The 18,814-nt window shown below is 63.2% G+C and carries 15 protein-coding genes and 1 tRNA gene; 5 read left to right on the top strand and 11 right to left on the bottom strand.

Going from position 1 to position 18,814, the window contains the following annotated elements; genetic code table 11:
• The first annotated feature begins 10 nt into the window (after window positions 1-10).
• Together AUL31_RS03880 and AUL31_RS03875 are read left to right on the top strand one after the other, a co-directional pair.
• Window positions 11-1,900: a bifunctional 2',3'-cyclic-nucleotide 2'-phosphodiesterase/3'-nucleotidase gene (locus AUL31_RS03880; RefSeq protein WP_060601575.1), complete on the top strand. Its 1,890-nt coding sequence runs from the start codon at window positions 11-13 to the stop codon at window positions 1,898-1,900.
• On the top strand, window positions 1,897-2,910 hold the full coding sequence (locus tag AUL31_RS03875) for an alpha/beta hydrolase (protein WP_073468997.1): 1,014 nt from the start codon (window positions 1,897-1,899) through the stop codon (window positions 2,908-2,910). Before AUL31_RS03880 ends, AUL31_RS03875 begins: the two co-directional genes overlap by 4 nt.
• A 9-nt stretch (window positions 2,911-2,919) precedes the next feature.
• Here the strand turns inward: AUL31_RS03875 and ilvA are convergent, their stop codons facing one another.
• The 5 genes from ilvA to AUL31_RS03850 all read right to left on the bottom strand — a co-directional run bounded on the left by ilvA (window position 2,920) and on the right by AUL31_RS03850 (window position 7,215).
• Window positions 2,920-4,173 carry a threonine ammonia-lyase IlvA gene (ilvA, locus tag AUL31_RS03870; protein WP_060601572.1) on the bottom strand — a complete coding sequence of 418 codons (1,254 nt, stop codon included), beginning with the start codon at window positions 4,171-4,173 and terminating at the stop codon, window positions 2,920-2,922.
• A gap of 80 nt (window positions 4,174-4,253) precedes the next feature.
• Complete coding sequence (gene ade / locus AUL31_RS03865; protein WP_060601569.1) at window positions 4,254-6,089, bottom strand: adenine deaminase; 1,836 nt, start codon at window positions 6,087-6,089, stop codon at window positions 4,254-4,256.
• 29 nt (window positions 6,090-6,118) lie between these two features.
• Window positions 6,119-6,203: transfer RNA gene (locus tag AUL31_RS03860), tRNA-Leu, on the bottom strand.
• A gap of 154 nt (window positions 6,204-6,357) precedes the next feature.
• Window positions 6,358-6,810 carry a GNAT family N-acetyltransferase gene (locus AUL31_RS03855; protein ID WP_060601567.1) on the bottom strand — a complete coding sequence of 151 codons (453 nt, stop codon included), beginning with the start codon at window positions 6,808-6,810 and terminating at the stop codon, window positions 6,358-6,360.
• A 153-nt stretch (window positions 6,811-6,963) separates the two neighbouring features.
• The gene (locus tag AUL31_RS03850) at window positions 6,964-7,215 is read right to left on the bottom strand and encodes a hypothetical protein (RefSeq protein ID WP_143190123.1); all 252 of its coding nucleotides are present in this window, start codon (window positions 7,213-7,215) and stop codon (window positions 6,964-6,966) included.
• Window positions 7,216-7,495: 280 nt separating this feature from the next.
• Between AUL31_RS03850 and AUL31_RS19885 the strand changes: the two genes are divergently transcribed.
• Window positions 7,496-9,190, top strand: coding sequence for an AIPR family protein (locus AUL31_RS19885; RefSeq protein ID WP_073468993.1), 1,695 nt, complete (start codon window positions 7,496-7,498; stop codon window positions 9,188-9,190).
• Between the two features lie 141 nt (window positions 9,191-9,331).
• On the opposite strand, the gene AUL31_RS03845 is transcribed toward AUL31_RS19885, so the two are convergent.
• From AUL31_RS03845 to AUL31_RS03830, 4 genes are all read right to left on the bottom strand, one after another.
• Window positions 9,332-10,069 (bottom strand): hypothetical protein, encoded by a 738-nt coding sequence (locus AUL31_RS03845; protein WP_143190122.1) that lies wholly within the window; start codon window positions 10,067-10,069, stop codon window positions 9,332-9,334.
• A 10-nt stretch (window positions 10,070-10,079) separates the two neighbouring features.
• Window positions 10,080-11,081 (bottom strand): hypothetical protein, encoded by a 1,002-nt coding sequence (locus AUL31_RS03840; protein ID WP_143190121.1) that lies wholly within the window; start codon window positions 11,079-11,081, stop codon window positions 10,080-10,082.
• Window positions 11,082-11,150: 69 nt separating this feature from the next.
• Window positions 11,151-12,686, bottom strand: coding sequence for a hypothetical protein (locus AUL31_RS03835; protein ID WP_244489305.1), 1,536 nt, complete (start codon window positions 12,684-12,686; stop codon window positions 11,151-11,153).
• Window positions 12,687-13,667, bottom strand: a complete 981-nt coding sequence (locus AUL31_RS03830; RefSeq protein WP_060601553.1) for a glycosyltransferase family 2 protein — start codon at window positions 13,665-13,667, stop codon at window positions 12,687-12,689. It abuts the gene before it with no gap.
• A gap of 305 nt (window positions 13,668-13,972) precedes the next feature.
• Here AUL31_RS03830 and AUL31_RS03825 point away from each other — a divergent pair, with 305 nt between their 5' ends.
• On the top strand, window positions 13,973-15,547 hold the full coding sequence (locus tag AUL31_RS03825; RefSeq protein WP_143190120.1) for an O-antigen ligase family protein: 1,575 nt from the start codon (window positions 13,973-13,975) through the stop codon (window positions 15,545-15,547).
• A gap of 24 nt (window positions 15,548-15,571) precedes the next feature.
• The gene (locus AUL31_RS03820; RefSeq protein ID WP_159439785.1) at window positions 15,572-16,936 is read left to right on the top strand and encodes an oligosaccharide flippase family protein; all 1,365 of its coding nucleotides are present in this window, start codon (window positions 15,572-15,574) and stop codon (window positions 16,934-16,936) included.
• A 170-nt stretch (window positions 16,937-17,106) separates the two neighbouring features.
• On the opposite strand, the gene AUL31_RS03815 is transcribed toward AUL31_RS03820, so the two are convergent.
• Window positions 17,107-17,955 carry an ExeA family protein gene (locus tag AUL31_RS03815; RefSeq protein WP_060601544.1) on the bottom strand — a complete coding sequence of 283 codons (849 nt, stop codon included), beginning with the start codon at window positions 17,953-17,955 and terminating at the stop codon, window positions 17,107-17,109.
• A gap of 45 nt (window positions 17,956-18,000) precedes the next feature.
• On the bottom strand, window positions 18,001-18,810 hold the full coding sequence (locus AUL31_RS03810; protein WP_143190119.1) for a P-loop NTPase family protein: 810 nt from the start codon (window positions 18,808-18,810) through the stop codon (window positions 18,001-18,003).
• Window positions 18,811-18,814 lie beyond the last annotated feature (4 nt).

The raw sequence follows: 18,814 nt of genomic DNA, 5'->3' as shown, positions 1-18,814 counted from the left end.
AAATCGTAACATGGCGCAGGCGGTTATCTCCGGCGATGCTGGCGCCGCGCGCGCCACGCTCCGCATCCTTGCGACGAGCGATCTGCACGCCTGCATCTATCCGTACGACTACTTCGTGGACCGGGAGACGCATTCGGTGGGCCTGGCACGCGCCGCAAGCTGCATAGCGCAACTGCGGCAGGGCGCAGCCAACTGCCTGCTCTTCGACAATGGCGATTTCCTGCAAGGCAATCCGCTTGGCGATTTCGCCCAGAAGAGCGCCGCGGAACAGGGCTGGCGCCACCCTATGGTTTCGGTCATGCGGCAGCTTGGCTACGACGCGGCCAGCCTCGGCAATCACGAGTTCGACTGGGGCTTGCCGTTCCTTGCCCAGTCTCTGGCGGATGCCGGCTTTCCGCTCCTGTGCGCAAACCTTAGAACCGCCGGCACATTTCGCCCTTTCTGGTCTCCTCACGTCATACTCGATCGGCATCTGACATTGTATAGCGGAGACCGGGTCCCGATCCGCATCGGCGTTCTGGGCCTGCTTCCGCCGCAGGTGACGAAGTGGAATGCGCATCATCTGGACGGCGTGGTCGTCAGCCATGACATCGTCGCCACGGCCCGGGATGTCGTGCCGCGTATGCGGGCCGAAGGCGCCGATCTGATCGTCGCGCTGGCCCATACGGGGATCGATCCGTCGACCGATGGCATGATGCAGGAAAACGCGGCACTCGCGCTTGCGGGCGTGGCGGGGATCGACGCCATCATTGCCGGGCATCAGCATTTGCGCCTTCCCGGCAAGGATTTTGCAGCCGTTGCCGGCGTCGACGCGGACGCAGGCCTTGTTCACGGCCTACCCTGCGTCATGCCCGGCTTTGGCGGGTCGGAGGTCGGCGCCATCGACCTCGCCTTGAAGCGCGAGGGCACGCGCTGGACGGTCGAGGCCGCAACCGCCCGGCTGCATCCCATCAGCCGTAGAAGCGCGGACGGCGCGATACCGCTGGTGCAAAGCGACAAGGCCGTGCTCGATGCAGCGTCAGCCGCCCATGAAGGCACACTTGCCTATATCCGCCAGCCCATCGGCACGACGCTGGCACCGCTCCATTCGTATTTTTCGGTCCTGAAGCCGACATGCGCACTGCAACTCGTTAGCGAAGCGCAGCTTTGGCACGCCAGACGCATGCTCGCCGGCGGCCCGCTGGACGAACGGCCTCTCCTGTGCGCGGCATCGCTGTTCAAGGCGGGCGGCCGTGGCGGCCCGGCAAACTACACAGACATCCCAGCCGGTCCGCTGGCCATTCGCAACGTGTCGGACCTCTACAGCTATCCGAACGAGTTGCAGGTGGTGGACATGTCCGGCGACGAACTGGCCGAATGGCTGGAAATGTCGGCCAGCATTTTTTCCACCATGGCGGCGGACGGAATCGTCCGGCCACTGCTGCTCCCCGGCGCGGTCCCCTACAATTTCGATGTGATAGACGGCCTGACCTATCGGATAAATCTTGCGGTGCCGGCGCGTTACGACATCGACGGCAAGCCCGCGCCCGATGGTTCGCGCCGCATCGGCGCCCTGCAATACAAGGACCAACCGGTGATGCCGGAGCAGCGCTTTCTGGTGGTGACGAACAGCTTTCGCGCGTCCGGCGGCGGGCATTTCCCCGGGCTCGGCATGGAGCGGGTCGTCGCATCGTCGCACGCGGCCAATCGCGATATCCTTGCGGCCTACATCGCCGATTGCGGAACCGTAGAATGCCATGAACGCCCGATATGGTGCTTTGCCGAAACCGGCGGCGCGAGGGTAAATTTCGATACCGGGCCAGGGGCCGCCCACCATCTGCATGAAATCGCCGGCTTTGCCCCCGTGGCACAGGGAATGACCGAAGAAGGCTATGTCCGATACAGGATGACGCTGCCATGATCGCTTCGCACACCGTCAGACGCCGCCTTGCCATGGCGGCCGTTGCCGTTTCGGCAGTCATCCTTGGCGCGGCCGCGTTCTGGACACTCGGCCCGCGTGAGCCGGTGGCACGGACATCCGCGTTTTCGGCCCAGGATATCGGCCCCGACATATCGGCATGGCTGGCGGCGCAAGAGGCCGACATACCCAATCTTCGCCCCGATGCGGCCAAGGAGATCGTCTGGGCCTATCCGGCATCGCGCGCCCGGACGCCTTTGGCCATCGTGTATATCCATGGCTTTTCGGCCAGCAAGGCCGAGTTGCGGCCCGTGCCCGACATGATCGCCCGCAAACTCGGCGCCAACCTCTTCTATACGCGGCTGGCAGGGCACGGCCGCAACGAAGCGGCGATGGCCGAGGCCAGCGTCGGCGACTGGCTGGACGATCTCTCGGAGGCCGTCGCCATCGGTCGGCGCATCGGCGAAAAGGTGGTCATCATCGGAACATCCACCGGCGGCGCGTTGACGGCCTACGGCGCCAGCCTGCCGGGAATGCTGGACGGGGTGGCCGGCGTGGTTCTGGTGTCGCCCAATTTCGCCGTTCGCGATTGGCGGAGCTTTCTCTTGACCATGCCGTATGCGCGGCAGATCGTACCCTTCCTGCATGGCGACACCTATGGCGAGGCGCCACGAAGCCAGCCCGCCGACGAGGCAGCGGACACCTATGGCTGGACGCGGGGGTTCCCCACCGTGGCGCTGCTGCCCATGGCCGCACTTGCGCAGGCGGCAGCGGCCGTCGATTTCGCTTCGATCCGCACTCCGGCGCTCTTCATCCTGTCGCCGGCCGACAAGGTGGTGGATGCCTCGGTAACGCTGGAGGCCGCCAACCAGTGGGGCGGCCCGCATCAGGTGCTGCAGATCGATGATTCCACCGATCCCTCGCAACACCTGATCGCCGGCGATCTGCGCTCGCCGCAAACCAGCCAACGCGTGGCAGATGCCATCGCGGACTGGATCGCATCCCTGCCCTGAGCGATCCCGTCAGATCAGGAGATCGGCGATGACCTGGTTTTCGGTAATGTCCTGATAGCGGATGCCATCGGCCTCGAAGCGCTGCAGAAGCCCGTCGAAATTTTTGGCGTCCTTCGTTTCGATACCCAGAAGGATCGAACCGAAATCGCGCGCCGACTTCTTCAGATATTCGAACCTGGCGATATCGTCGTCGGGACCCAGCAGGTTGAGGAAGTCTTTCAGGGCGCCGGGCCTCTGCGCCAGCCGCAGCACGAAGTACTTCTTCAGGCCCTCGAAGCGCAAGGCGCGTTCCTTGACGTCCGGCAGACGCTCGAAATCGAAATTTCCGCCGGAAACCACCAAGACGACCGTCTTTCCCGCGATGACGTTGCGCAGGGAACGAAGCGCGTCGATGGACAGCGCGCCGGCCGGCTCCAGCACGATGCCCTCGACGTTGAGCATCTCCAGCATGGTCTGGCAAAGCCGCCCTTCGGGCGACAGGATCACGTGGTCGGCCGGGAAGCCGCCCAGAAGTTCGAACGGGAGGGCGCCGATCTCGGCCACGGCGGCGCCATCGACGAACCCGTCGATCTGCGGCATGCGCATGCGGCGCCCTTCGGTAAGGCTCGTCTTCAGGCTGGGCGCGCCAAGCGGCTCCACAAAGCGGAAATCGGGTGCGTCGGGCCCGGAAAAATAGGACGTCACGCCGGAGGCAAGGCCCCCGCCGCCGACCGGCATGACGATCATGTCGGGCAATTCGCCCTTGAGCTGGCGCTCGATCTCCAGCGCAACGCTGGCCTGCCCTTCCACGATATCCTCATGGTCGAAGGGCGGCACCATGGCGGCACCGCTGTCCTGCGAATAGCGTTTCGCCGCGGCATAGCAATCGTCGAAAAAGTCGCCGATCAGTTCGATCTCGATGGCATCGCCGCCGAAGATGCGGGTCTTGTCGATCTTCTGCTGCGGCGTGGTGACGGGCATGAAGATGCGCCCCTTCAGCCCGAAATAGCGGCAGGCGAAGGCAAACCCCTGCGCGTGGTTGCCGGCCGACGCGCAGCAGAATTTGGCGGAGGCCTCCCCGGCTTCCAGCCGCTTGCGCATGAAATTGAAAGCACCGCGGATCTTGTAGGACCGGACCGGCGTGAGGTCCTCGCGCTTCAGGTAAATCTTCGCCCCGAACTGCTTGGAGAGATGCTCGTTGCGCTGCAGGGGCGTAGCGGGGAAAAGCCGACGCAATGCATCTTCCGCCCTGGCGACGCCCTCCCTGAATGATTGCTTGTCCATGGATGATCCGAGTGCTGTCTTGTCACTGGCGGCGAGTGTACCGCCCGGTTCTTACGCTCTAAGCCTTCGATGCCGGACACTCAACCCGTTTCATCCTCTACGAAAAGCGGCACTTTGCGAAAGCTGTCCACATCGATCAGCCCCTGATCGGAGATCCGCAGCGAGGGGATCACCACCAGCGCCAGCAGCGAGTGCTGCATATAGGCGTTGTTCAGCGTGCAGCCGGACCGGCGCATCGCCTCCAGAAGGGCCGTTGCCTTTTCGGCGACGATCTCGGCGCGTTCGTCCGACATCAGCCCGGCGATGGGCATCTCCACGAGGGCCTTTTCCTGCCCGTCGGCGTAGAAGACCACCCCGCCCCCCACGGCCCGCAGCCGGTTTGCCGCCAACGCCATGTTTTCCCGGTCGGTGCCGACCACGATCATGTGGTGGCTGTCATGCGCGACGGTGGAGGCAAGCGCGCAACTCCCTTCGTAGCGGAAGCCGGACACGAATGCGTTGGTGACGCCGCCGGTGGCGCGGTGCCGCTCGACCAGGGCGATATGAGCGACATCCTGTTCCACATCGCTTTCGACCAAGCCGGACACAACGGCAAGGCGCGCCTCTGCCTTGCGTGTCGGCGCCTGGTTTTCCACCACGCCGATAACGCGCGCCGTCACGGAATTGGCGCCGGCCGGCGCCGGCACGGCAAAGTCATCGGCCGTCAGGTCGCGTTTCATGCGCACGGTCTGCCGTGCGCTCTCCGGATAGGCATAGGCCGGCATGTCTTCTAGCAGGCGTCCGGCCTCGGCCAGCTTGCGCCCGCCCGCGAAAACCATGTCGATGGACAATTCCGCAAGGTTGGACACGATCAGGAAGTCGGCCCGGCGGCCGGGTGTTATGGAGCCGATCTCGCGCTCCAGCCCGAAATGCTCGGCCGTGTTCAGCGTCGCCATCTGAATGGCGGTCACAGGCTTCAGCCCTTGCGCAATGGCGTGCCGCACGACGCGGTTCATGTGTCCGTCATGGACCAATGTTCCGGAGTGGCTGTCATCGGTACACAGGATGAAGTTGCGGCTATCCAGGCCGAGTTCGGTGATGGCCTTCACCTGCTCGGCCACATCGTACCAGGCCGAGCCGAGACGCAGCATCGCCTTCATGCCTTGGCGCACGCGGGCGGCCGCATCCTCCATCCGCGTGCCTTCATGGTCGTCCTGCGGGCCGCCGGCGACATAGCCGTGGAACGGCAATCCAAGGTCCGGCGAGGCGTAATGCCCGCCAACCGTCTTGCCGGCACGGACCGTGGCGGCGATACCGCCGACCATGGTCGGATCGTTGGCGGCGACGCCCGGAAAGTTCATCACTTCGCCAAGGCCGATAATGCCCGGCCATGTCATCGCTTCCGCCACGTCATCCGGCGTGATGGTGGCGCCAGCCAGTTCGAGCCCAGGGGCGGACGGTACGCAGGACGGCATCTGCACATAGACGTTCACCGGCTGGGCCAGCGCCTCGTCATGCATCAGGCGCACGCCCGCAAGGCCGAGGACATTGGCGATTTCGTGCGGGTCGATGAACATGGATGTCGTGCCGTGCGGGATCACGGCACGGCAAAACTCCGTCACGGTGACCATGCCGCTTTCCACATGCATGTGGGCGTCGCACAGGCCCGGTACGATGTACCGCCCGCCAGCATCCACGATCCGTGTTTGCGGGCCGATGGCGTGCGAGGCATCGGGGCCGCAATAGGCGAAGCGCCCGCCGCTGACGGCGATATCCGTGGCGGGGATGATCTCGCCCGAATGCACGTTCACCCAGCGGGCGTTGCGCACGACGATGTCGGCGGGGCGACGGCCCATCGCGACATCGACGAGTTCGGACGCCATATCGGCAAAGCTGCGCCGCGTCGAATGGGGCTGGTTGCTGCGATTGCTCGTCATGCGCGCTCCGGATCCTCGATCAAAGAAACTGGTGCGGGCTGCGGGACTCGAACCCGCACGGGGAGTCCCCGAGAGATTTTAAGTCTCTTGCGTCTACCATTTCGCCAAGCCCGCCGGCCCGCTCCGAGGGCGGCGGGCGAATCCCCTTTCGGAGACGCCCGTCCGACGGAGCTGGACGACAGCGGGATACACCGTCAGGCGAGGCTGTGGCAATCCGGCGTCGGCATTGGGCGCTCAGGCCTCCTGCCCGGCCCCGCGCCCTGGCCCGCTAACGCCGCGATTTGACGAAGATGTTAAGACCATCGACATGGCTTTCCAGAAGCTCAAATCCGCTTCCGAGATAAAACTCGTCATTATCGGGTATCGTGCATAGGTAGCACGAACGATGACCCAGATCGAAGGCGTGTTCGGACGCGGCGGACAGCAACTGTCGTCCAACACCGTTCCCGCGATGATCCGGATCGACCCACAACGCCGCGATCCATGGGGCGTATTGCGGCCGCTCCTCCATGTCGCTCTCTATGACGAGTACGGAGCCAGCATATACGCACCCTTGCTCCGCAACGAGGCAGAACGGAACCCCCTTGGGCGACAGCATCGGTTCGACCCTGTTTCGATACTCTTCGATCGTCATGCTTCCATCCGCAAACCAGGCTTTCCAGCCGCGGTCTGCAACCGTGTCTGCGAAATGCGGGAAGTCGGCAAGATTGACGATGTTCAAGAGTTCCTCACGGTCCGGTGGGTCGGCTCCGTTTTCAAAGGGACGCACTCTGCGTGTGCGCCCCCTCGTTGGGAGCTCATCCAAAGGCGCCGGAGCGAGAGCCGGATACACCGTCAGGCGAGGCTGTGGCAATCCGGCGTCGGCAATGGGCGCTCAGGCCTCCTGCCCGGCCCCGCGTCTTGCTGCTTCCTTATTGACCCGGCGCACGGCCTCCGCCAGGAGGCCGGACTTCTGGCGCATGCCGGAGTTGGAGTGGTCGAATCCGCCTCCACCGCGCCTTGCATCCCGCCGAGCCTTGGCGGCCAGCGATTGCGCACGATCGCGACGTTCGCGCAGGCGCGTCAGCAGATCGCGCAGCTCTGCGTCACCGATGGAACGGATATGGGGGTGATGGGTCTCGCCCACCAACTCACGTTCCGCATTTCCAGAACACGCTCTTCGTCCTTGATACGGGTGCTCAACGCCACCTCCTGTCTGTTGTTACAGAAAGCCAACCCATGCCGGATAAGCACGGTTCCTTCACGGCCGCGTCAGATGGAGTGATCGATCGCCTTCGCTTACTGAATTAAGCGAGATTCAGGAAGGTGCAGGCTGGCCAATCGCCGACGCGCTGATTAGGCGATTCCGCTTCCATTCTGATCATTTTCGATACACAAAGTTAGAGGGATTCGGGGGTGTCAGAAGCATGTCGTCGTTAAAAGTAAGACAAACAGAATCAAAGCTTTTGGGGCTATTCGAACAGCACCTCGACCTGCACGATATCGGCCCTAATGACCCCGAGCGACGCGTAAAAATTCTAAGTCGCTGCCTAGCCGCCTTTGCGGTCTTCAACGAAACAGGTTGCTCCGAACAAGAGGCAGCATCAGCAGTCTGGGATGGCGGCGACGACAACGGTCTGGATGCCGTGTTCCACGAAGCCGCCGATAAACGCATAATTGTTGTTCAATCAAAATGGATTAAGGCAGGCACCGGCGAGCCTGAGGCGAAAGACCTTGCTGCATTCGCCAATGGGGTTAAAGACCTCGTTGAGGATGAGATGGATCACTTCGGCTCAAGACTGCATGCCAGATTTGCAGAGGTCAGCCAAGCGCTGCTGACACCAGGCGCGACAATTTCCATTGTCTTGATCTCAACTGGCGCGAGCGTTTTAGCTCCGCATGGCACAACAAATCTCGACCGAATTCTTAAAGAACTGAATGCTGGGGTCGCACTTGGCGACGAGCCTATGGCTAGTAAGCAGGTTTTTGGATTGTCGGAGGTGTACGCTCGACTTGCGAGCAGTGCCGTGGGGGAAGCAATTAACCTTCAGGCAAATATCTATGAATGGTCGCACGTCACAACACCTTACCCTGCATATGTTGGATCAATCGACGGGCTCCAGTTAAAAGATTGGTGGACAACATATGGCCGACGGCTGGTCGCAAAAAACATACGGCACTCGCTGGGGTCAACCGATGTAAATGAACAAATCCGGCAAACGGCCACAAGCGATCCTGATCACTTCTGGTACTATAATAACGGCATAACGCTCATTGCGGAAACTTCTCTCAAAGCGCCTAGGTCGGCCGCCTCGCGTACCGCTGGTATATTTGAGTTTCAGGGCGCATCCATCGTAAACGGCGCCCAGACGGTGAGCACTCTCGGAAGAATAGAACAAGACGAGAAACTAGGGAAAGTACGTGTCCCCATTCGTATTATTCTGTTGAACGGGGCACCAAATAACTTCGGCGCCGAGGTAACACGTACAAACAATTTGCAAAATCGCGTCGAGGGACGCGATTTCGCCGCACAGGATCCTCAGCAGTCAAGACTGCAGCAAGAAATGGGAATCGAGGATATCGAGTATCAATTCCTGCGAAGCGATACCTTTATTCCCTCGGACCGCTCTTGTGACATCATCGAGGTCACAACCGCTCTAGCCTGTGCAGCTGCCGACGCGTCGCTAGCCGTGCAGCTTAAAACAGGTATCGGAAGGTTTTTCGGTGATATTACACGCGCGCCTTATAAGGCTATTTTCAATCCGTCGCTCAGCGGAGCCAAAGCTTTTAACTCTACAGTTGTGCAACGCAAAATTGATTTATGGATAGAAAATAAGAAGAAAGAAGTTTCCAAACGTAGTGGATATCCTTGGGGAGTCCTTATTCATGGCAACCGTATACTTGCAGCGTCCGTTTTTAAGAATATTAGCAGCGATCTCCTATCCAAGCCGATTCATGATTTTTCTATTCATGAGCCGAAAATAGATATCGAATCGATCTGCAAAAGAGTTTATAATTCTATGGTCAACGAGCTGGAAAAAGAATATCCAAACAAGTTTCTTGCCGTCTTGTTTAAAAATCCATCGATGAGCAAGCATATATTTGATCTATCGTCTACCTAGGTCGCAGTTCATTGCTTCCAAATCTTGCTGGCTAATTAGTAGGCTTTCCCGGCGTGGCTAACCAAAACCTCCTAGGCACCGTCCCATCCCATCTCGCCTTTGCCGAAGTTGAAATGTTGGCGCTGAATGATCGAGGGCTGACTACAGGCGCGGATCGTGACCCGGCTTGCGGCCACGCTTGATCTCGCGGGCGCGCCGCCCGAGGCTTAAGAACGTCGACATCAGCGGCGAGCGTGCCGTTGCAACGGCCTCACTGGTCGGGCTGCGACGCGCAACCACGCGCGGCGTGGCGGCCAGGCTGGTGAACGTCGGGAACATCCGTCGAAAGGCCTGGTAGCCATTTTCCACCGAGAAGGCGTCACCCGCCTGATCGCCCGGGGGCCAATCGCGCAGGAACACCGCAAGTTCGATTGCGGCGGCCCGCGATAGACCGACCACCTGGCACTGCCCGGCAGGCCCGTCCGGCGCGAGGAAAGACACGGACAACCGCCCGGCCGTCAGGCCCGGCGCCTCGCCGAAGAAAAGGTCCCAGCGCTGTTGCGACAGCGACAGCAGAACGGCCGGGATCCGGCCGCGCTCGGCGCCCGCAAACACGGCATCGTCCTGGATCAGCAGCAGCGAGCCACGGCCGGATGCTAGGAAGGCATCCACGACATCGCGGTGCGCCTGCAGCCGCGCTCCGGGCCCGAGCGGCCGGATGCCGGATGGATGTTCGGGGGCGACCGCCTCGTGCACGAGGTCGGGGAGCACTTCCGGCGAAAGGCCCAGCCTGCGAAGCTGGGCCGAAAACTCGCGCCTGCGGTCCGCATGCTGCGACATCGCAATGACGCGCACCATGTCGAATATGCCCGATACGGGGTTATGCGGCTGCCAGCGCACGCCCGCCGCCTCAGGCCGTTGCCGCCAGCCGCTCAGGCGGGACACCCTCTTGCGGATAGTCGCGCTTGAGCGCCAGCGTGGCGGATTGCAGGGCCTGTGCACGAATGGCGACGACAGGCTCGGAGCCAAGCGCGGCCAGCCTGATGCCCATCTGCCCGCGTCCGGGATGAACCGGCGGCCAGATATCCACCGAGAAGTAGCGCGCCGCACTGCGGTCGATATCGCCCCAGAACTGAACCACCATACCGGCGGGTATCAGGTCCGGCAGCCGGGAAACGTCGGCGAGATCCAGGCGATAATCACGCGACGGCGTCATCGCCAGAACCACGAAATCGAACGAGCCTTCCGAGACCTCGGCCAGCGAAGGCCGGATGACGACGTCCGCGCCCGCGCCCTGCAGGCCGGTTGCCAGAAGCCCTTTCATCTCGTTGTCGCACAGAAGCAGGCATCGCGCGCCCATCGGATCGACACCGGCCTGGGCGATCTGCAGAAGGCAGAGCGGAGCCAGATAGTCGGCGACACCGGAATCGCGGTCCGCAAGGTCTGCGCCGGCGACCTTGAGGTCGTAGGCATCGCGCTGCCGCGCGTCGAGGCCGCCCGAAACCGCCCCGCGGCAATCGAACAGCATCGCCAGAACCGACCTGGATGGCATCAGGCTCAGCAATGCCGGCTTGATGAGCGAGGATTGGCGCTCGACAGCCACGATATCCACGCCGGAGGCCATATCGGCGGTCAGCCCCTGCACGAATTCGATCTCGCTGGTCAGCGTTTCCTCGGCGTTCAGGCGCCGCAACATCGCTTCCACCTGGGCGCTGCGAACGGTCGCCCGGGCCGGCGCGGCCGCAACGATACGCCGGGCCCCGGCCCGCGCCGCCAGGAGAATGGTGACGAAATCCTCCTCGGTCCGCGCGTCGGTCAGAACGGTAAGGCCGTCAAGATCGAGCCCGATGGCCGCGATGCGCGCATCGATCACCTCAAGCAGCCGGCCGCTTGTCGAATCTGCCCAGATCATGTTGCTCTCGTTTAAATCCGACATTGCCGCCGCCCTGAAAATCCCTTGAAAAAACACATTAAAATTGGGTTACGCATTGATATGGCCGTGCACCGCCTCCCATTTCGGTGACGTCGTCTCTCCCTCGTGCTCCAGAAGCCCCCACGAGCCCCACTTTCCCGGATCGTACATGGAGGTGTAGAGCACCATCAGGCCGCCGCCCGCCGCCTTCCAGCTATCGAGGTAGGTGCGATAGAGCTGGCCCATGCGCGGATCGCGGTTGGCCGCGATGAACAGGGCGACAAGCCGCTCATCGTTTTCCTGGCCGGCAACGCCGGCAAGGTGCTGCCCGGCTTCGTAGGCCGCAAGCGGCAGGCCCAGCCTTTTGGCCGTCTCGCTCTGGGCGCGCATCATGTCGCGCGTTCGCCCTGCCAGGTCCTTTTCCAGCTCGGCGAAGAGCCGGTCGAGAGACCATTGCGACACATCCTTCGCGCGATCCGGCGTGCCGTAGCTGTAGCCGAAATACGGAGCGATCGCGATCAGGTCGGCATTGTCGCGCGCTTGCTGCGACGACAGGACGACATCCACGGTCCACGGGTTCTCCGCCTGCCCCGCGAATACGCCCTTGACGCGCTTCGCATCGGCGCCAAAGACGCGACGGAAGGTCCAGATCACCTCGCTGGAGCGTTGGCCGTGATATTTGAGCTGCGCTTCGAACGGGTCGCTCGAAAGGCCAAGGCGCAATCCCTCTTCCCGGGCATACGCGGCCTGCTTGAAGATCTCGTTCCAGACCTCGTTGGAATACTCCACATAGAGCGGCAGTGCGGGGTCGAGCTGCTCGCGCACCAGTTGCGCCATCTGCTCTGCATAGTTGTCATCGGCCAGATGCGGAATGGTGAACCAGGGCGCGATGCCCGTCCGGTTTGCCAGCGCAACCATCGTTTCCACCGGAATGCCGCGGTCGGCCAGATCGAACATGCCGGGTTTCGGCCGCTGGTCCCAGCTTTGGAGCGGCGAGTCGTTCGTCTGGCCCCAATCCATGAAGCGCAGGGCCTGCATACCCTCGAGGCGGTTCAGGAAGGCCTCGCGGAACAGATCGCCGCCGCCGTCCGCCTGCTCGAGGAGGCGCAGATTGTGCAGCGGGTTGTCGGGATCGGTCTCATACAGGCGCGCGATGACGGGGGCATCGGTGTGGTTGATGCGGATGCGGTCGAAGCCCTCGCCGCGGTCGAGCAGCACGGCGCCGCCATAATAGCCGATCCGGCCCCGGCCGTCGTATCGCACCGTCAGGTTGGATGGCAGGTGGCTGCGGTACTTGGTGTGGATCAGGAAGGATTCGAGGAACGTGCCGGGCGGGATCGTTCGCGGATAGCGATCGTCCGTCATGGGCGGCAGCGGATCGTCCCAGGTGAATGGGGCGTTCACGCGCTGCACGCGCCAGCGCGATGCGCTTGCGGCCAGGTTGGTGAACGGGTGCTCCGTGGTCCAGTACGGCAGGCCGACAAGGTTGAGGCCCAGCCCCGACCCGCGCTGTGCGGCACGCGCCGTGCGCGCGACCTCGAACACGCCGGGAACGGCGAGTGAAGCGAATGCGGCAAAAAGGAAACGGCGTCGATTGAGCATCATCTAGTCTCCACGGCTTCCCCGGCCTTCGGCCGATGCCCGCAAGGCGCTGTGGCGCAGGAAATCCTTGAACAGATGCGGCGGCACATCGTCGCCGCCGCGCCTGAGCGGCCGCCTGACGCGCCGCAGGCCGAAGCCCGAAAGCCACGCCAGGTCGGCAAGCACCGCATAGGTGCGGCCATGATTGGACATGAAGTAATGACGGCGGGATTCGAACCAGTAGCGCGGTCGGCGCGACGGCTTCGACGTCCGGCGCGTTACGTTTGTGGATTGGCCGACAAGATGCACCACGCGGCTTTCCGGCACGTGCCAGCACTCCCACCCGGCGCGGGCCGCGCGCAGGCAGAAATCCACCTCCTCATAGTACAGGAAGTAGTCTTCGCTCATCAGGCCGATTTCGGCCAGCATCTCCTGCCGCACCATGAAGCTGGCGCCGCTGACCCAGCCGACGCGCTGCGGCGCATCGCCGGTCGGCTGAACGTTGGTAAAGCGTTTCAGGATACGGCTGGCCGGACCGAAGCGGACTTCGCTTTCGAACTCGCCCAGCGGATTGGGAAACCGGAACGCGCAGGACTGCATCGTGCCGTCCGGATCCTCCAGGCGGCTGCCGGCTATTCCGGCGCGCGGATTGGCGTCCATGAAGTCCACGAGGGCACGCGCGGCACCCGGCCGTACATAGGTGTCCGGGTTCAGCATCAGCGTGTATTCGGACAGCTGGCCCCTGGCGCGAAGATGTTCGATGCCCCGGTTGTTGGCGAAGGCGAAACCGCCATTCACCGTAAGGGGTAGCAGCTCTACCCGGTCGGCCCATGCGCGCTCGCCGATGGCCGCAGAAAAACGTGCGACCGAGTCGTCGCCGGATGCCCCATCGACAACCAGAATGCGCGTTCCGCCCGGCAACGTGTCGTCGTCAAGCAGCGACGCCACGGCATCGAGGACCAGCCCGGGCGTACGGTAATTCACTATGACGACGCTGAGCTTCATAAGGTGCGCCTTCTCCGGGTGTCGGCCGTTGCAGGAACCAGAGGCCCGACAGATCCGCCGCGAGAACCGGGACACCACGGAGCGGCGACGGATCAGCGGGCGGAAAGCGGGCCCTGTCCCCCGTTATGCCGGACCGGCAGCCCGTTGCGCGACTTGGCCAAACGGGTGAAGGCATCCTGCCATCGGTGGAATGGCATACCCCATCGACCGTGTTGTGGTGGTGGTAGGCGGTGGCCTAACAATCATTACGACAAATTTTGTATTCGCTCGCGCGCGGGCGTCTTTTCATCAAGGAGCGGCCCGCCATGGGCGAGTCCATTTCAGCCGTCACATACATCCTTGCCGGCACGCTCGCGATGTTCGCCATCGCGGCACGGATCGCCACCGGCATCGTCGATCGCGAGACGATCCGCGTCTGGATCGGCAGTTGGGTCGCCGCCACGGTGGCGGTCTTCCTGGTTCGGAACTTCTTTGCCTACGGGGCCTGCCTCTTCGTCATCGCCCTTGTCTCGGCGCGCAAGCTGCCGCCCGAAGAACGGCCCTATCTGTTTATCGTGCTGATGTTCACCGCGCCCAATCTGGTGATCCGCATGCCGGGCTTCGCCGGCATCAACACGCTGCTCGACCTGACGCCCCAGCGCATCCTGTCGGCCGCCATCCTGCTTCCGCTTTTGCCGGCCCTGCTGCGGCAGGCCGTGCCGCCGCGCCTGAAGATCGTCGATACGCTCGTCGTCAGCTTCGTCTTTCTCATCACCGTGCTGACGTTCCGGCACAGCGAAGCAACCGTGACCGACACGGTCCGCCGCCTGATCACCAACGTGTTGGAAATCGGCGTGCCCTACTTCGTCTTCAGCCGTTGCATGACGACGGTCGGCGATATCCGCAAGGGTTACATGGCCTTCGTGTTCGGAACGCTGTCCTTTCCCGTCATCGGCGTCATCGAGTTCATCCGTCAGTGGCGGCTCTTCAATGTCGTCGCCCAGGGATGGGGGGCAGAGATGGTGCAATTCTACCTGTTTCGAGACGGCATGCTGCGCTCGGCCGGGCCGGCGATCGAGGCGATCGCCTTCGGCTTCATGTGCATGATCGCCATGGGCTGCATGCTATCCCTGATGACGCGGGAAAAGCGCACCATGGTGGTGATGGGTATCTTCGCGGCTTTTGCCATCGGCCTTGTCACCAGCCTGTCGCGCGGGCCATGGGTGGGCGCGGCGATCATGCTGGTCGTCTATCTTCTGGCGCGCCCCAAGGCCGTATCGACCGGCGTGCAGGCTACAATGCTGGGCGGGCTCGCTCTGATCCCCGTCCTGATGTCGCCGCTCGGCGACAAGATCATCCGCTACCTGCCTTTCGTCGGCACCGTGGAAAACAACAATGTCGAATATCGCCAGCAGCTCATCGACAATTCGATGGCCATCATCGGCCGGCACCCGATCTTCGGCGCGGCCGAATTCCTGAACGAGCCCGAGATGCTGGTGATGCGGCAGGGCCAGGGCATCATCGACGTGGTGAACACCTATGTCGCCATTGCCCTCGAATTCGGCCTGCTGACGCTCGCGATCTTCATTCTCATCTTCGCGCTGACGGGCCTGTCCGTCCTGCCGATGGCGTTCCGCCGCAATGCGTTGGCGGAGCCCGCACGCCAGTGGCTGGCCATCATGGCCGCGACACTGGTGACAATCGCCACCGTCAGCAGCGTATCCTACATCCCGTTCATCTACTGGATCATGGCCGGCTTCGGTGTCGGCATGGTGCGCATGGCCACGATGGGTGAAACGGCGGTCGCCTCGCAGGGGATGCGCGTCATCGGTACGGGCGCCTATGCACATAGCGGCGCCGCGGCACCGGCCACCGCCCTTTCTCGCACCAATGACGCTTGAGGCACCAGCATGACGGCAGAAGCCATGGAACGTCCGCTCCGCCGCAGGGTGTCATCCGCCGGAGCCTGGAGCATGGGCCAGTTCGGCGCCTCGCTCGGCGTGCGCATGGTCAGCAACATGGTGCTGACCCGGCTGCTGCTGCCGGAAGCCTTCGGCGTCATGGCGGTCGTGGGTGTGCTGGCCGTCGCCCTGGCGCTGCTGTCCGATCTCGGCATCGGCCAGAACGTCATCGTACACAAGCGCGGCAGCGACCCCACCTTCCTCAACACGGCGTGGACCGTCCAGATCGCGCGTGGCCTGTTCATCTGGAGCCTCGCCATCGTACTGGCGATCGTCATCGCGGTGCTTGCGCCGCTTGGCGTCTTCGCGGCCGACACGGTCTATGTCGATCCGCGACTGCCGTTCGTGCTGGTGGTCGGCACCTTCGCCGCCGTGCTGCAGGGGCTTGAATCCACTCGCATCCACGAAGCGCGGCGTAACCTGCAACTGCGCCGCCTGACCGAGCTGGAATTCGGCGCTCAGATGGCGGGTTTCGTCGTCACCCTGGCGCTGGCCTATACCTGGCCGTCGATCTGGGCGCTGGTGCTGGGCTCGCTGTTCGCGGCCTTCATCCGCATGGCGGCCAGCCATCTGGTGCTGCCGGGCCATGCAAACCGCATCGGCTGGGACAAGGAGTCCTGGACCGAAATCTTCGGTTTCGGACGCTGGATCTTCGTATCGTCGCTGATCGGCGTGCTGTTCACCACCGGCGACAGGCTGATCCTCGGCGGCCTCGTGGATGCGCATGTGCTCGGCCTTTATGCCATTGCCGCGCTTCTGCTCAGCGTCTTCCAGACAGCCGTCAACACGCTGGCCGGCACAGTCGCCTTTCCCGCGCTCAGCGAGTTGACGCGCACCGATGCCGCAGCTTTCCGCAAAAGCTACTTCACCTTCCAGGCCGGCGCCGATGCGGTGCTGGGCATCTGTGCCGGCGGTCTTTTCGTCACCGCGCCGCTGATCGTCTCGATCCTCTACGATCCGCGCTACGCGGAATCCGGCACCATGCTGTCGCTTCTGGCCATCGGCCTCGTCGGCATGAAGTTCTGCGTCACCGAGCAGTGCTACATGGCCACCAAGCGGATGGGCTACTATCTGTGCACGAACGCCATCCGCCTCGTCGTCCTGGTGGTCGGACTGCCGGTCGGGCACTCGCTGTTCGGCCTCGAAGGTGCGCTGGCGGCGATCGTCGCCGCGCAATTCTCGTCCTGGCCGATCGCCTATGCCTTCAAGATCCGCCACCGTCTGTTCGACTGGCGTTTCGAAGGGGTCGTCATCCCCGCCGTCGGCCTTGGCCTGCTGCTTGGCTATCTGGTGCTGGCCGGAGCCCGGGCGCTGGGCTGGGCGGCCTGAGGGCCGGCTGCACGGGCGCCAGAGGGTTCCGGCGCAGGGCGCGCGGCACCACCCCGCAAAATCAAGCCAAGCCAAGCAGCACGCGATTGGATCACACGAACGCAGAAGGGGCGGCCAATGGCCGCCCCTTCTGCGTTGGATAGGGTCTGTGGATGCCTTGAGGCCAGTAGCTAGATCGTACCGGCCACCGGCATCGCCTCGATCCGCGAGCCGAAGACGCCGTGCTGGGCGCGGTCGGCGATGACCTGGTTGACGATGCGAGGCGTTACCATGGAGGCCTCTTCCGCATAGGCATAGACGAGGCAGCGGTCGGCAAGGACGTTCATCAGGCGCGGCACGCCCTTGGAGTCCTCGTGGATCATGCGCTTCGCCTCGTTGGAGAAGAGCTCCCGCTCGCAGCCCGCCACGCGCAGGCGATGATCGAAGTAGAACATCGCTTCCGTCGCCTGCAAGGCCGGCAGGTTGAAGTCGGATGAAACACGCTGGGCGAACTGCTCCATGCCCGGCCCCTGAAGGGTGGCCCGCAATTCGGGCTGTCCCACCAGGATAAGCTGCATCATCATCTCGTCGGTGTTGACGTTGGAGAGCATACGCAGCTCTTCCAGCCGTTCCGCATCGAGGTTCTGCGCCTCGTCGACGATCAGCACGACGCGGCCGTGCCGCTCGTATTCGGATGTAACGAACTCCGAGTAGCGCTTGTAGAGGCCCGCGTAGGAGCCCTCCTCGAAGGGCTGGTTGAAGGCCATCAGGATCCACTGCAGCATCGGGCTGTTGTTGCGCGGCGTGTGGCTGATAAGGCCCGTACGCACATCCGGCCCGAGACAGCCCAGAAGCTGGCGGATAAGCGTCGTCTTGCCGGAGCCGATGGCCCCGGTGACGACGGTAAAGCCGGCCTGGTTGATGATGCCGTATTCCAGCATCGAAAATGCCATCTGGTGGTTACGGCTGAAATACAGAAAACGCGGATCCGGAAGAATGGAAAATGGCTTTTCGCGCAATCCGAAATAGGACTCATACATGAAATGGCTCCTTTGGCGGTAGCCGTTGCATTTCGGGCCGCCGGCTTACATGCCGTGCGGCCGCGCCTTGTTCATCAAAACCTGGAGCTTGGCGCTCGCCGGCAAAAACGACTTGCACGTCTCCAGCTCGGAGACAGAGGACTGCCCCACCGCGACCACCAGAAGCACGAGGTCCGCGACCGGCAAGATCTGCGCCGCGTCGTCGCCGACCAGGAGCGGCGGTGTATCCAGAAGCAGGACGTCCGGCCGCAGGTCCCGCTTGACCATGTCCACGAAGGCCGGGATATCGGCATCGTCCGGAGGCGTCAGCATGTTGACGACGGCGCCCCCGGCCCGCACGCGGCGGACGCGGTCCACGATGGTGCTGTCGGCGGCCGGCTTCACGCGCGGCAGGCTCAGCACCTCGGCAAGGCCGCCGGCCTTCGCCTTCGGCTTCAGGTCGATCACCACGACGGTCTGCTTGCGCGCCCGCGCAATGGAAAAGGCCAGATTGGCGCAGGTGACGGTGACGCCGCATCCGGGAGTCGGCGCAGTTACGGCCACGACCTGCGGTATGTCGGCCGCGATCAGCGTCAGAAGATGGTTGCGCAGGACATCGTAGGCACGTGTCCGCGGTTCCGACTTGTCGAAGGCGATGACATTGGCTGCAAGCAGCCGGTGCGGCGCGGGCGCATGGGGCTGCACCTCCTTGGCGCCATCGAGCTGGGCGATGCCGCCGTCAAGCTGGAAAAGAGAGCTGACACGCTGGGCACGGTGGGCCCGCGCATCGCGCTGGCCGCTTGCCTGCGGCAGCGGAGCCGGGGTCATCGCCGGAAGCGAGCGCGCCCGCTGAAGTGCTTCAGTCACACGATCCATGGAA

Source organism: Aureimonas altamirensis, assembly GCF_001463885.1.
In the GTDB taxonomy this organism is placed as follows: domain Bacteria; phylum Pseudomonadota; class Alphaproteobacteria; order Rhizobiales; family Rhizobiaceae; genus Aureimonas; species Aureimonas altamirensis.
This window is presented reverse-complemented; position numbering and strand designations above follow the sequence as displayed.